Annotated in this window: 10 protein-coding genes; 7 read left to right on the top strand and 3 right to left on the bottom strand. The window is 71.9% G+C overall.

Going from position 1 to position 13,966, the window contains the following annotated elements; all coding sequences use genetic code 11:
• The first annotated feature begins 25 nt into the window (after positions 1–25).
• Both ACVNF4_RS06590 and ACVNF4_RS06585 read left to right on the top strand, forming a co-directional pair.
• Positions 26–598 (top strand): SigE family RNA polymerase sigma factor, encoded by a 573-nt coding sequence (locus ACVNF4_RS06590; protein WP_461801722.1) that lies wholly within the window; start codon positions 26–28, stop codon positions 596–598.
• 113 nt (positions 599–711) lie between these two features.
• Positions 712–1,767: a hypothetical protein gene (locus ACVNF4_RS06585; RefSeq protein ID WP_461801721.1), complete on the top strand. Its 1,056-nt coding sequence runs from the start codon at positions 712–714 to the stop codon at positions 1,765–1,767.
• Between the two features lie 35 nt (positions 1,768–1,802).
• Here ACVNF4_RS06585 and ACVNF4_RS06580 read toward each other — a convergent pair whose 3' ends face one another.
• Complete coding sequence (locus ACVNF4_RS06580; protein WP_461801720.1) at positions 1,803–2,633, bottom strand: SURF1 family protein; 831 nt, start codon at positions 2,631–2,633, stop codon at positions 1,803–1,805.
• 215 nt (positions 2,634–2,848) lie between these two features.
• Between ACVNF4_RS06580 and ACVNF4_RS06575 the strand changes: the two genes are divergently transcribed.
• Positions 2,849–4,639, top strand: coding sequence for a S9 family peptidase (locus ACVNF4_RS06575; protein WP_461801719.1), 1,791 nt, complete (start codon positions 2,849–2,851; stop codon positions 4,637–4,639).
• Between the two features lie 49 nt (positions 4,640–4,688).
• Here the strand turns inward: ACVNF4_RS06575 and ACVNF4_RS06570 are convergent, their stop codons facing one another.
• Positions 4,689–6,506: a potassium channel family protein gene (locus tag ACVNF4_RS06570; protein WP_461801718.1), complete on the bottom strand. Its 1,818-nt coding sequence runs from the start codon at positions 6,504–6,506 to the stop codon at positions 4,689–4,691.
• Between the two features lie 209 nt (positions 6,507–6,715).
• Between ACVNF4_RS06570 and ACVNF4_RS06565 the strand changes: the two genes are divergently transcribed.
• A complete protein-coding gene (locus ACVNF4_RS06565) occupies positions 6,716–7,750 on the top strand; it encodes a permease (RefSeq protein WP_461801717.1) in 1,035 nt (344 codons plus the stop codon).
• Complete coding sequence (locus ACVNF4_RS06560; RefSeq protein ID WP_461801716.1) at positions 7,747–8,454, top strand: TIGR03943 family putative permease subunit; 708 nt, start codon at positions 7,747–7,749, stop codon at positions 8,452–8,454. The genes ACVNF4_RS06565 and ACVNF4_RS06560 overlap by 4 nt, the downstream gene beginning before the upstream one ends.
• 12 nt (positions 8,455–8,466) lie before the next feature.
• On the opposite strand, the gene ACVNF4_RS06555 is transcribed toward ACVNF4_RS06560, so the two are convergent.
• Positions 8,467–10,002 (bottom strand): hypothetical protein, encoded by a 1,536-nt coding sequence (locus ACVNF4_RS06555; protein WP_461801715.1) that lies wholly within the window; start codon positions 10,000–10,002, stop codon positions 8,467–8,469.
• A gap of 360 nt (positions 10,003–10,362) precedes the next feature.
• Between ACVNF4_RS06555 and ACVNF4_RS06550 the strand changes: the two genes are divergently transcribed.
• Both ACVNF4_RS06550 and ACVNF4_RS06545 read left to right on the top strand, forming a co-directional pair.
• On the top strand, positions 10,363–11,700 hold the full coding sequence (locus ACVNF4_RS06550; RefSeq protein WP_461801714.1) for a L,D-transpeptidase: 1,338 nt from the start codon (positions 10,363–10,365) through the stop codon (positions 11,698–11,700).
• A gap of 174 nt (positions 11,701–11,874) precedes the next feature.
• A complete protein-coding gene (locus tag ACVNF4_RS06545; RefSeq protein ID WP_461801713.1) occupies positions 11,875–13,926 on the top strand; it encodes a flotillin family protein in 2,052 nt (683 codons plus the stop codon).
• Positions 13,927–13,966: the final 40 nt, after the last annotated feature.

The raw sequence follows: 13,966 nt of genomic DNA, 5'->3' as shown, positions 1-13,966 counted from the left end.
CCGCATCGCCGGGGCGCCCGGCGGCCTGCCGGTGATCGCGCCGATGCCCGCAGCGCGGCCCACCCGCATCCCCGGCCCACGTGCCGATGACGACACCGTCGCGGCCGGCACGACCGTCGACCACCTCACCGAGACCTACCGGGCGCACTACCGCTCCCTCCTGGGTCTCGCCGCCCTCCTGCTCGACGACACCGCGTCCTGCGAGGACGTCGTCCAGGAGGCGTTCATCCGCGTCCACTCGGCGCGCAAACGCGTCCGCGACCCCGAGAAAACCCTGGCATACCTGAGGCAGACGGTCGTCAACCTCTCCCGCTCCGCCCTGCGCCGCCGCATCCTCGGCCTCAAGCTCCTCTCCAAGCCGATGCCGGACATGGCCAGCGCGGAGGAGGGCGCCTACGACCAGCTGGAGCGCGACTCCCTGATCAAGGCGATGAAGGGGCTCCAGCGCCGCCAGCGCGAGGTACTGGTCCTGCGCTACTTCGCCGACATGACCGAGGCCCAGGTCGCCGAGACGCTCGGCATATCCCTGGGCTCCGTCAAGGCGTACGGCTCACGGGGGATCGCGGCACTGCGTACGGCGATGGAGGCGTCGGCGTGAGCGGGGAACCCGACCGGGCCGGTGGCCCTCTGGAGGGACGGGGGGATTCCCCAGGGGAAGGCATCCCGTCGTACCGGAACGATCCGAAGCAACCACACGCTGGGAACAGGACTGTGAACCACCACCTCGACGACCAGGGCCCGGACGACGGGTTCGACTCGGACGAGCTGGAGCTGCGCCGCATGCTGCACGGGGCGGTGCGGGAGATGACGCCGCGCGACGGCGCCCTCGACCACCTCCGCCGGGCGGTGCCCGCGCGCAAGGCCCGTAAGCGGCAGGCGCTCGTGGGGGCGGCTGCCGCAGCCCTGTTCGCGGGTGTCGCCGTCCCCGCCCTGATGACCGTCTCCGGAGTCGGCGCCACCGACGCCAACCCCGCCGTCGCGGGGCAGGCGTCCGAGACCGGCGGCTCCACCGGCCAGGGCAAGAACCCCGACGGGGGCTCCACCGGGAAGGCCGGGGAGTCCTCCGGAGGTACTACGGGTACGGGGCCGGGAGGGTCCAAGGGGACCGGCGGCGGCAAGCCGTCCCCCGGCGCGGACGCCGCCGGCAGCGCGGGCCCCACCCAGTCGCAGAGCCCGACCGTCCCCACCTGCACCGCCGGCCAGTTGGGCTCGGCGACCTCGACGGTCGACGGCCCGGACTCCACGGGGGTCGTGTACGGCACGTTCCGCGTCGTCAACGTCTCCACGAAGAGCTGTGCCGTCGCCGGTTCCGTCACCCTCTCCCCAGGGGTGCAGGGCGCCGCCGACGCGACGAAGGTCGGCGTCACCGAGCACACTGCGGGCGACCCGGCCGCCGCCCTCCCGGACCCCTCCCTGTACGTCACGCAGCTCGCGCTGGCCCCCGGCTCCGCCTACGACGTGAAGTTCGCCTGGGTGCCGTCGTCCACGTGTCCCAGTGCCGGCGGGAACACCGGCGGAAGTACTACGGGTGGCGACACCGGGTCCTCCCCGTCGCCCTCGCCCAGCCCCTCCGAGCAGACCACGAGCACCACCAGCGGTACTACGGGTACCAGTCCCCAGCTGATGCGGGAGGACGGCACCACGGCCGCCGAGGGCAGTGTGTCGGTGACCTACACGGCCGACGCGGGATCGCCGTCGGCCACGGCGACCGTGCCGAACGCGTGCGCGGGGACGATCTACCGGACGGGTGTGCTGGCGGCGCCGTGAGGGGGCGTACCCCTGAGGGATGTCGTACGGGGGAGTTACGCCTGCGGGGTGCCGGACGTGCTCACCACGGGGGACACGGACGTCGGCCCCTCGGTGGCACCGGAATTCTCCGGGGCCAGCCCCAGTTCGGCGTCCCGGGCGGCCTCCGCCTCGCGCCGCAGCAGCCGGAACCACATGAACACCACGAACCCGGCGAAGACGAACCACTCGCCGGTGTACCCCAGGTTCTGGAACGCCTTGAGGTCGAGCCCGGTGTTCGCGGGCGCCTCGGCGGGCACGGCCGTCATACCCGAGTCGGCGGTATCCAGGGTCACCCACGCGTCGTACAGGTCGTACGGGACGAGGTTGACCAGCGAGCCGGTGCTGATCGCGCCGATCTGACCGGCCGGCAGCCCGCCGCGGGCGCTGACGCCGTTCTCCCCGGGCGTCTCGGACGCCTGGAGCGCGCCGGTCACGGTGACCTCACCGCGCGGCACGGCCGGAGCCTTCGCGGCGTCCGCCCGGCCGGGGAGCCAGCCCCGGACGACGGGCAGCGCCTTCCCGGAGTCCGTGCGCAGCAGCGTGAGCACGTAGTACCCGCTCCGGCGATCCACCTCCCGGTCCGGCACGAGCAGTTGCTCGCCGTAGTGCCCGCTGACGGTGACCCGCTTGCCCACGGTCGCCTTGTCCACCGGCAGCATCCCGGCCAACGGCCGCGCGGGCTGCGCCTTCCCGGTCTCCGCCGCCCTGTCCAGCGCCCGGTGGTCGTCCATCCGCGACTCGAACCGGCTCAGCTGCCAGGTCCCCATGAACAGGCAGAAGGGGATGGCCAGCAGCACGAAGACGTTGATCCCCCACCAGCGGGGCGTCAGCAGAAACCGGTACACACCCTCCACCGTACGCGCCGGGCAGGGGGCGGAAGGCGGCGGGGTGGGGGCAGTACCCGTAGTACTGGAGGGCCGCTCCGGCGGACATCGCGTGCGGATCTCCGGCCGCGCGGAGATCGTTATGGGCGAGTGGCGTCGATAACGCCTGATGAAGGTGCCCGTTCTTGACCCGCAGCGATACCCGCCGCACCCCCCGGATCAGGTTTGATGGACGTATGAGTGACGCTGAGGCCATGCCCGAGTGGGAGAAGCGGTTCCGGGCGCCGCGGGTCTCCCTGCCCGACTGGGCGCAGGACGCCCCGGACCGCTCGCTGTTCACCTCGAACGCGACCGGCACGTACGAGCTGTACGCCTGGGACCGCGTGAGCGGGGACCAGCGACAGGCGACGGACCGGGCGAACGGGACGACGGACGGCAGCCTGTCCCCGGACGGGGACTGGATCTGGTGGTTCGACGACAAGGACGGGGACGAGTTCGGCGTCTGGCGGCGGCAGCCGTTCACCGGCGGCCCCGACGAGCCCGCCACCCCCGGCCTCGACCCCTCCTACCCGGCCGGACTGGCTCTCGGGAGGGACGGCCGTACCTCCGTGGTGGGACGCTCCACCGACGAGGACGGCACGACGATCCACGTAGTACTCCAGGGGGAGCCCCCCAGGGAGATCTACCGGCACCGCGAGTCGGCGGGCGTCGGCGACCTGTCGTACGACGGGACGCTGATCGCCGTCGAGCACACCGAGCACGGCGACGCCATGCACTCGGCGCTGCGCGTGCTGAACCTCGACGGCACGGCCGTCGCCGAACTGGACGACACCCGGGGCGGCGAGGAGGAACTCGGCCTGGAAGTCCTCGGGTTCGCACCGGTCGCCGGGGACACCCGGCTGCTCATCGGGCACCAGCGGCGTGGCCGCTGGGAGCCGCTGGTGTGGGACGTGGCCACCGGCGAGCAGACCGAACTGTCCCTCGACCTGCCGGGCGACGTCAGCGCGGAGTGGTTCCCCGACGGGAGCTCCCTGCTGATCGCCCACAGCCACGAGGCCCGCAGCGAACTCTTCCGCTATGACCTCGTCCAGGGCGAGCTGGAGCGGATCCCCACCCCCGCGGGCAGCGTCTCGGGCGCCTCGGCGCGGCCCGACGGCAGCGTCGAGTACCTGTGGTCCTCCGCCGCCGAGCCGCCGGTTGTGAGGTCTACCTCCGGAGGGGTAGTACTGGACCCGCCGGGTATGAGGTCGCCCGGCTCGGTGCCGGTCGAGGACGTGTGGGTGGAGGGCCCTGGGGGCCGGATCCACGCGCTCGTCCAGAAGCCGGCCGGGGCGACGGGCCCGCTGCCGACCGTCTTCGACATCCACGGCGGCCCCACCTGGCACGACAGCGACGCCTTCGCCGCCGCGCCGGCCGCCTGGGTCGACCACGGGTACGCGGTCGTCCGGGTCAACTACCGGGGCTCCACCGGGTACGGCCGGGCCTGGACCGACGCGCTCAAGCACCGCGTCGGCCTCATCGAGCTGGAGGACATCGCCGCGGTCCGCGAGTGGGCCGTCTCCTCCGGGCTCGCCGACCCCGCCCGGCTCGTGCTGACCGGCGGCTCCTGGGGCGGCTACCTCACGCTCCTCGGCATCGGCACCCAGCCCGACGCGTGGGCGCTCGGCATCGCCGCCGTACCCGTCGCGGACTACGTCACCGCCTACCACGACGAGATGGAGGCCCTGAAGGCGATGGACCGCACCCTCCTCGGAGGTACCCCGGAGGAGGTACCCGAGAGGTACGAGGCGTCCTCGCCGCTCACCTACGTCGACCGGGTGACGGCCCCCGTCTACATCTCGGCCGGCGTCAACGACCCGCGCTGCCCGATCCGCCAGGTCGACAACTACGTCCAGCGCCTGGAGGCCAGGGGAGCCGTCCACGAGGTGTACCGGTACGACGCCGGGCACGGCTCACTGGTCGTGGACGAGCGGATCAAGCAGGTCCGGCTGGAGCTGGAGTTCGCGGAACGGCACCTCGGGAAGTGATACCCCGGAGGTAGATCTCAGGAGGTAACTCTCCGGACCTGCCTCCGGGCTACGCCCGCTGTCGCCGCTCGTGCCGCCGCAGCAGATCCGCCATCCCCTGCCGGGTCGCCGCCAGGATGACCCGGTCCGTCGGCCGCAGCACCCGGTCCGCGGGCAGGTCCCACGCGAGGCCGGTCCCCGTGTCGAGGGCGAGGACCCGCCAGTGCCCCGCACGGAACGCCTCGCCCATCGTGCGGCCCGCCAACTGGGCGTGCCCGCCCGCCTCCAGCGCCGCGAACAGCAGCACCCGGCGCTCCACGGAGATCGCGCCCAGGATCTGGCGGCCCATCATCGCCCCGGCGAAGGACGGGGCCGCCAGATGGGAGACGCTGCGGCTACGGGTCCGCGCGTAGGGGTGCGCGGCACGCAGGGTGCGGTACACGGCCGTCGCGAAGTCGTCGTCGTACAGGCGCAGTACCGCGTTCAGGTCCTGGCGCAGGGAGCGGGCGTAGAGGACGGCCTCCAGGTTGGTGGTGTCGGAGCTGGTGACGGCCAGCAGGGCGCCCGCGCGCTGGATCTTCGCCGCCTCCAGGACCCCCTCCTGGGTGACGTCCCCGAGTACTACGGGAACCCTGAGCCGCCGGGCCACCGAGAGCCCCCGCGCCTCGGGCCCCGACTCCACGCACACCACCGGGATGTCCAGCTCGCGCAGCCGGATCAGCACCCGGGTGCCGATCTTGCCGAGGCCCAGCAGGACGACGTGCCCGCTCATGCCCCGCGGCGGTTTGCGCAGCGCGCTCGCACTGCGGAACGTGCCCAACGCTTCGAGGACGGCGGCCAACAGCACCGGCAGCAGCAGCAACCCCATGAGCCCGGACAGGAGTTGCAGGATCTGCCGGGCCAACGGGTCGCCCACGGCAGGGTCGTTGATGGCGAACAGGTCCAGCAGGGTGAGATACAGCGCGCCCAGCGGATGGATGCCCGTCGTCAGCCACAGCGCCACCGCCAGCGCGAGGACACAGCCCACGAGACCCGCCAGCGACCAGCGCAGCCGCCGGGAGAACAGCGACGCCATCGGCGCGATCAGCCCCGCCCCGCGCCCTGTCGAGAGGCTGCCCTCCGAGGCGTACGACACCTGCTCCAGGACCACGGTCCCGCGTCCCGTCGACGCGCCCACCGTCGCGGCGTCCGGCAGGAGTTGGGGACCCTGCTCGCCGCCGCTGTCGGTCTCCGGGGAGAGCAGGGCGAGCGTGGCGAGGCCGGGCGCGGCCTCGTCGCCGTGGTGCTCGACCGCCCGCAGCAGCAGGCCGTCGGTCTGGACGACCTTGGTGGTGCCGGCGATCGCCGCCGCGGCGAGGGCCGGGGCCGCGGTGTCCGCGTCGGACAGGACCGTCGTCGTACCGGCCGCGAGATCCTCGTCGCCGGACGCCAGCACGGCGGCCTGGTCGAGGAGTTCCTCGATGTGCTGGCCCAACCGCCGGTTGTACAGGCGCAGTACGAGCCGCAGGCGCGGGTTGAGGCGGCGGGCGGTGAGGGCGGCGCGGATGTTGGTCTCATCGTCGTCGTAGACCAGCGCGAGGGCCGCGGCTCGGGCCACGCCTGCCTCGGAGAGCACCGCCTCGCTGGGCTCGGCCGCCTCCAGCGTCCGCTCGTCCCCGGCCGGAGCCGGTTCCGGGGCCGTCGAACCGCCGTTGCCCGACGCCCTGTTGACGGCCGCGCTCACCACCCGGTCGAGCAGCGCCGCCGAGACCGCGCGGGCCCGACCCACCACGGGAAGGCGTACCGTGCTCTGCGCGGGCGGGACCACGAGGGTGACCTGTTCGCCGTACACGCCCCGGAGTTCGGCTGCCAGCCGGTGCGCGAGTCCGTCGTCGCCGCACACCACCATGTGCGCCTCGGTATCGCTCGGCCCGGCCTGATTAGGAACGTTCCCCACGAGGGAGAAGACTGCCTCATCGGGACAGGTGGTGCCAGCAACGATTCTGTCCGGACCTGAACGGAGCGGACGTTTCGGTCGTACCTGAGTCGTAGGGGGCTCAGGGGTCGTAGAGAGCGGAGGCAGTGCATGCGATCCGGACGTACCGAGGTACCCCGACCGTGACCACCGTCGTCACCGGCGAGGACCGACAGGACGAGCAGCACGGGAGCGACGGCCAGAAGCGGCCGGAACGGCGGGAGCGGCCGGCCCGGCTCGGCTCCCCGCTCGTCCTCGTCGTCGGCATGCTGCTGATGGTGCTGTTCCAGGCGCCGGTCAGACGGGCGCTGGGCGCCCCGGTCATGCAGAGCTGGACGACCGTGTTCGTCGCCGTCGTCGTCCAGGCCCTGCCCTTCCTGGTACTAGGGGTACTGCTCTCGGCGGCGATCGCCGTGTACGTACCCCCGTCGTTCTTCGCGCGCGCCCTGCCCCGGCGGCCCGCGCTCGCGGTACCGGTCGCGGGGCTGGCCGGGGTGGCGCTGCCGGGCTGCGAATGCGCCTCCGTCCCGGTGGCGGGCGCCCTGGTGCGCAGAGGGGTGACGCCGGCCGCCGCGCTCGCCTTTCTGCTGTCCGCGCCCGCGATCAACCCCATTGTGCTGACGGCCACCGCGGTCGCGTTTCCGCGCAATCCCGAAATGGTCGTGGCGCGTTTCGCCGGCAGTCTGTTCGTCGCCTGCGCGATGGGATGGCTGTGGTTGCGGATTGGGCGGACAGATCTGCTGAAACCGCCCGCGCACGCGGCTTATGAGGGGTGCACGAAAGGCGCCGCTTTCTGGGGTGGCGTCCGGCACGACGTGATGCATGCCGGAGGATTTCTCGTGGTCGGCGCGATGGCCGCCGCGACCCTGAAAGCGGTGGCCCCGGAGAGCTGGCTGCGGACCGCCGCCGAGAATCCCGTGATCGCCGTGCTGGCCCTGTCCGTTCTCGCCGTCGTGCTCTCCATCTGCTCGGAGGCCGATGCCTTTGTCGCCGCTTCCCTGACGCAGTTCTCCTTGACCGCCCGGCTGGCCTTTCTGATCGTCGGGCCGATGATCGATCTCAAATTGTTCGCCATGCAGACGGGGACGTTCGGCCGGAGTTTCGCCCTGCGATTCGCGCCCGCGACCTTTGTCCTCGCCGTCGTGGTGTCGGTGCTCACCGGGGCGGTGCTGCTGTGAATCGTCAGGCCCAGTCGGCTGTTCTCTTCCTCCTCGGCGCGGCCCTGCTGCATGCCGGGTCCACCAGCCTCTACCTGCGCTATGTCAAGGCCGCACTCCAGCCGCTGCTGCTCGCGGCGGGAGTGGTGCTGATCGTCGCGGCGGCGGCGACCTGGTGGTACGAGCGGAAACAGTCGGCCGTCGAGGAAGCGCATTCCCATCGCGAACCCCGGATCTCCTGGATGCTCGTCCTGCCCCTCCTCGCCCTGATTCTCGTCGCACCGCCCGCCCTCGGTTCCTACAGCGCCAACCGGACCGGAACGGCCCTCCAGGAACCCGTCTACTACGGGAAACTCCCCGCCACCGGACCCCTGAAGCTGGCGCTGGTCGATTACGCGGGACGGGCGATCTACGACAACACGAAAATAAAGGGCCGAACCATTCAGATCGCCGGATTTCTGGCACTGGGCAAGGATGGCACGCCCTATTTGGTGCGTATGGCGTTGAGTTGTTGTGCCGCTGACGCCCAGCCGGTGAAAGTGGCCCTCACCGGAGACATGCCTCCGGTGCTCCAGCCGGACACCTGGCTCCTCGTCACCGGCACCTATTCACCCCGCCGGATGACGGATCCGGTGAACGGCGGTCCCATTCCGTTCCTCCAGGTGACCAGAGCGGCTCCGGTCACCGAACCGGCGGACCCTTACGACGAGACGTGGAACGGCTGAACCCCCGGCCGCTCAGAACCCCACATCGTCCGCCCCGCCCCTGCGCCGCCGCAGGAACAGCGCCGCCGCCGTCACCGCGGACGCCCCCAGCAGCACCGCGCCGATGAGGAACGTGTTGCGCGGAATCCCGAACCAGCCCAGGTTGGAGGCGCCCTTAGGGGTCGCGCCGTCGGGGTCGGGGGAGGCTTCGGCGGCCCCGTAGTCGTACGGGTCGGGCACCCGAGTACTACGGGCCGCGTCGTGCGAGGCCGACGGACGGGCGCCCGGGGACTGCGCACCGCCCACATGCGTCCCGGAATCGGTGTGGCCGCCGGGCGCGCTCGGGTCCCAGGAGTGGTGCCCCGGCGGGAGCAGCGAGAAGGCGGGCAGCTCACCGGGGACGTGGCTGCCGCTGGGGTGTGTGGAGGGGATACCCGGGAGGTACCCCCCAGGTACCTGGCCGGGGAGGAACCCCGGGACCGAGGAGGGGAGTTCGTCGTACCCGGCGGCGGGCACCTCGCCCGGTACGACACCCTGTGCGGCGACCGGCGAGTCCCCCGACGTCTGCCCCGGCGCCGTCGGACCCGTCGCGGGCACCTCGTCGTGGGCGACCCCCGGCTCCGGCCCGACCTGGGCGCCGAGAGGCATCGGCACCGGTGTGACGACGTCGTCAACTCCCTTGTACGGCACGCCGAACCGCAGCATGCTGCGGGCCCGTAGCACCGGCGCCCCGATCAGCCGGCCCTTGCGGTCCAGGGTGCTCCGGCGGTCGCTGCCCTCGGCGAGCCCCTCGCTGATCTGCTCACCGGGGTCGAGCCGCAGTCGGACGGTGCACCGCACGGTCTGTCCCGGAGCCACCCGGCGTAGTACCGAAGTACCCTCCACGCAGCTCACCCCCTTGGGGGCCAGGTGCCGGTCGGTGATGCGGACGCCGTGGACGGGCAGGTTGCCGGTGTTGGCCAGGGCGTAGCGGACGTCGACGCGCGCGGGGTCGCCGGGTCCGGCGGGCGCGGAGACCGTGGCGCGCTGGCTGAGCGTGAGAGTGCCGCCGACCCCGGCGTACCCGGAGCGGGCCATGGCCCGGACCGGCGCGTTCAGCGAGGGGATCCGGCCCACGGCCGTGGCCTGCGCGATCCGCCTGCCCTTCTGCGCGCCGCCCTCCGCCGTGCAGGTCGTCGAGGTCAGACCGGGGAGCAGCCGGACCTTGTCCGCGCCGCCCGCGCAGACGATGCGGGCGCCCTTCATACCGGGGTCGGAGATCCGGACGTCGTGCAGGTCGGCGCCGCCCTTGTTGGTGAGGCGGTACTCCTTGAGCACGGGGTGCCCGGTGCGGATACCGGGGTCGACGGCGCCGGTGCCGGGCCGCTTGTTGACGATCACCCGTAGTACCAGCCCCCTCGTGCCGGTCCCGTCCGCGGGCGCCGGGGCCGCGTGGGTGGGCCAGCAGGTGGACAGGGCGGTGCAGGCGAGGACCAGGGGCAGGACCGCCCGCCGGACCAGGGTGCCGGCGACGGCCTGGGGAGCCGGGGCGTCGGCGTGCTCGTCGCACTGGGGAAATCGGATGATCATGAACGTATTGATCATTACGGTTATGGGCGCAGGGGTGACGGCACGCGCAGCGGCCGTCATATGGGCGCATGGATTCACCCCGTTCTTTTGGCGGGCGCCCGGTGGAGGGGGTAGGGGCCAATTGGGGGTCCCGCAAGGGGAGATGGGGAACGCCCCCGACAGGGAGACCCGTAGACCCACAGGCGTATCCACGGGCGTACGACCGTCCCGGAAGCCCTCGCCGGAGGCCGCCGTTTCGTCTGATCGGATGCTCATCATTCGCGGTTCTCGGGACACGCCGGGGACGTACGGGCCGCTCCGCCGCCGCAGCCGGTTACATGCGAGCCGACCCACCCGCCCCCCACCCCGCTGGAGCACAGGTTGGCCCCGAGCACCCCGAACAGCCCCGGCGGCAGGGCCCTGAAGACGTACGGCACGGCCGCAACCGTCGCCGCCGCACTGGCCGTTGCCCTGACCGTCGCCCTCCACCCGCACACCGACGCACCCGAAGGCGACAACAAGGCCGCCCCGCCGGAGCCGGAGGTACGGGTGGGCGCACACCCCCTGGGACGTACGGGCACCGTCGACCCCGACGCCCCCGTCACCGTCACCCTGAACGGCCTCGGCAGCCTCACCGACGTCACCCTCAAGGACGACGCGGGCCACCGGGTCGCCGGACGGCTCGACGCCTCCACCCGCGTCTGGCGCAGCACCCAGGTACTACGGGCCGCCACCCACTACGTCGCCGAGATCCGCACCGACCCCCGGACCGTCCCGGCCACCCCGACGGCCCCGGAAACCCCCGCCCCCCACGGCCACGACACCTTCCACCGCGCCGAGTTCACCACCTCCCGCGCCCGCAGCGGCCTCCTCACGGTGACCCTCGGCCCCGAGGGCGGGAGTACCCGTAGTACCTACGGCGTGGGCCAGATCATCACCGCCCACCTCAGCCACCCCGTACCCCCCGAGAGCCGCGCCCTCCTGGAGAGCCACCTACGGGTCACCGCCACCCCCACCGCCGCCCCCGGCACCTGGCACTGGCTCAACCCCACCACCCTCCACTACCGCCCCCGCACCTACTGGCCCGCCCGCGCCGACATCCACGTCACCGCCGACGACCTCGCGGGACTGCGCCTCACCGACCACCTACGGGTCGCCCCCGTACGATCCCTGAGCTTCTCCACCGGCGCCAGGGTGGAGGCCGTCATCGACGCCTCCGCCCACCGGATGAGCGTCCTGCGCGACGGTACGACGCTCAGGGTCATCCCCGTGACGACGGGCAAGGAGGGCTACCGCACCCGGGCCGGCGTCAAGGTCGTCCTCGACAAGCAGCCCGTCCTCAGGATGCGCAGCACGACCATCGGCATCCCCTCCGACACCGACGAGGCGTACGACCTCGCCGTGCACCACGCCATCCGCCTCACCCGCAGCGGCGAGTACCTGCATGCGGCACCCTGGGCGGCCTCGTCGTTCGGGCGGCGGGACGTCAGCCACGGCTGCGTCGGCATGAGCGAGCAGGACGCGGCGTGGCTGTTCCGCATCCTCAGTGAGGGAGACCTCACCCGGACGGTGCACACACGCGGCCAGGAGATGACGCCGTTCGAGAACGGCGTGGGCGACTGGAACATGCCGTGGCACGAATGGGTCAAGGGCAGTGCCCTGCACGGGAGAAGCGAGACACGGCCCGCCGGACAGCGCCTGCGCCCCTCGGCGTCGTGACACCCGCACCCGCTCCCAAACCTCCAACCACGCGATGCCCACGTCTTCTTGACGGATTCTTGACGACGATCGGCATCAAACCCCCTGAGAACACTGCCGAGAACCGGCAATGCGGAAAGAGCCGACCCCGGGCCACCATGACGGCACCAACCCAACGGCCCGAGGACGTACTCCATGGATGTCATAGGCGTGCTGACAGCCGTCGGCCTGATCCTGCTGCTACTCGCCCTCTTCCTGGTCTCCCGGCTCTTCCGCAAGGTCGAGCAGGGCAAGGCGCTGATCGTCTCCAAGATGCGCAAGGTGGACGTGACGTTCACCGGGCAGATGGTCCTGCCGGTGCTGCACAAGGCCGAGACGATGGACATCTCGGTGAAGGCGATCGAGATCACCCGGGCCGGCAAGGAAGGGCTGATCTGCCGGGACAACATCCGCGCCGACATCCGCATCTCGTTCTTCGTCAAGGTCAACAAGACGGTCGAGGACGTCGTCAAGGTCGCCCAGGCGGTCGGCACGGCCCGCGCCAGCGACCAGCGAACCTTGCAGGAACTATTCCACGCGAAGTTCTCCGAGGCCCTCAAGACCGTAGGGAAACAGCTCGACTTCACCGATCTGTACACCAAGCGCGAGGAACTCAGGTACCGGATCATCGAGGTCATCGGCGTCGACCTCAACGGCTACCACCTGGAGGACGCGGCGATCGACTACCTGGAGCAGACGCCGCTCAGCCAGCTCGACCCGGCCAACGTCCTCGACGCGCAAGGCATTCGGAAGATCACCGAACTCACCGCGACCGAGCACGTCCGCACCAACGAGGCCCAGCGCACCGAGGAGAAGGAGATCACGCGCCAGAACGTCGACGCGCGTGAGGCCATCCTCGAACTCGAACGCCGCCAGGCCGACGCGGAGATCAAGCAGCGCCGCGAGATCGAGACGTCGCGGGCCCGCGAGGAGGCCGAGACGGCGAAGGTCGTCGAGGAGGAACGGCTGCGCGCCCAGGGCGCGTTCCTGCGCACCGAGGAACAACTCGGCGTCCAGCGCGAGAACCAGGCCCGCGAGGTCGCCGTCGCCGCGAAGAACCGCGAGCGCGTCATCGCCGTGGAGAACGAACGCATCGAGAAGGACCGCCTGTTGGAGGTCATCGCCCGCGAGCGGGAGACCCAGCTGACGCGGATCGCCGCCGACAAGGAGGTCGAGGCGGAGCGCCGGGAGATCGCCGAGGTCGTCCGCGAGCGGGTCGCCGTGGACCGCACGGTCGCCGAACAAGAAGAGGCCATCAAGAAGTTGAGGGCCGTCGAGGAGGCCGAGCGCGAGCGCCAGGCCATCGTCATCGCCGCCGAGGCGGAGGCGCAGGAGAAGCTCGTCAAGGACATCAAGGCCGCCGAAGCCGCCGAGGTGGCGGCAGTTCACCGCGCCGCCGAGGAACTCACCCTGGCCGAGGCCCGGTTGAAGAGCGCCGACCTCGACGCGCAGGCCAAGCTGCGGCTCGCGGAGGGCGTCCAGGCCGAGGCCGCCGCCGAGGGGCTCGCCGCCGTACAGGTCCGCGCCAAGGAGGCCGAGGTCATCGAGAAGGCCGGCCGCGCCGAGGCCGAGGCCACGGCCGCCCGCATGCGCGCCGAGGCGGAGGGCGCCCGCGCCACCGCACTCGCCCGCGCCGAGGGCGCCGAGGCACAGGCCCTCGCCGACGCCAAGGCCATCGGCGAGAAGCTCAAGGCCGAGGCCGCCGGACTCACCGACAAGGCCGCCGCGATGGCCGCCCTCGACGACGCGTCCCGCACCCACGAGGAGTACCGCCTGCGGCTGGAGGCGGAGAAGGAGATCCGCCTCGCCGGTCTCGACGTGCAACGGCAGGTCGCCGAGGCGCAGGCCACCGTCCTCGCGACCGGCCTGGAGAACGCGGACATCGACATCGTCGGCGGCGACTCCGTCTTCCTAGACCGCCTCGTCGGCTCGATCTCGCTCGGCAAGGGCGTCGACGGATTCGTCCAGCACTCCGACACCGCACAGGCGTTGGCGAAGAACTGGCTCGACGGCAGCAGCCCCTTCACCGAGGACCTCACCCGGATGCTGGGCTCGGTCACCTCGTCGGACGTCCAGCACCTCACCGTCTCCGCCCTGCTGGCGAAGCTGATGAAGTCCGGCGCCGCCGACCCGGCGCAACTCCGCCAACTCCTCGACTCCGCAGCCGAATCGGGCCTCGCCGAACTCAACGGCACCACGAGGCCCTGACCCCGGCGGGACGCCGTAGCCGCCGCACGGGGGGCAGCGG

The organism is Streptomyces sp. S6, from assembly GCF_054880855.1.
Note: the sequence above shows the minus strand (reverse complement) of the source record. Positions and strands in the feature narration are given on the sequence as shown.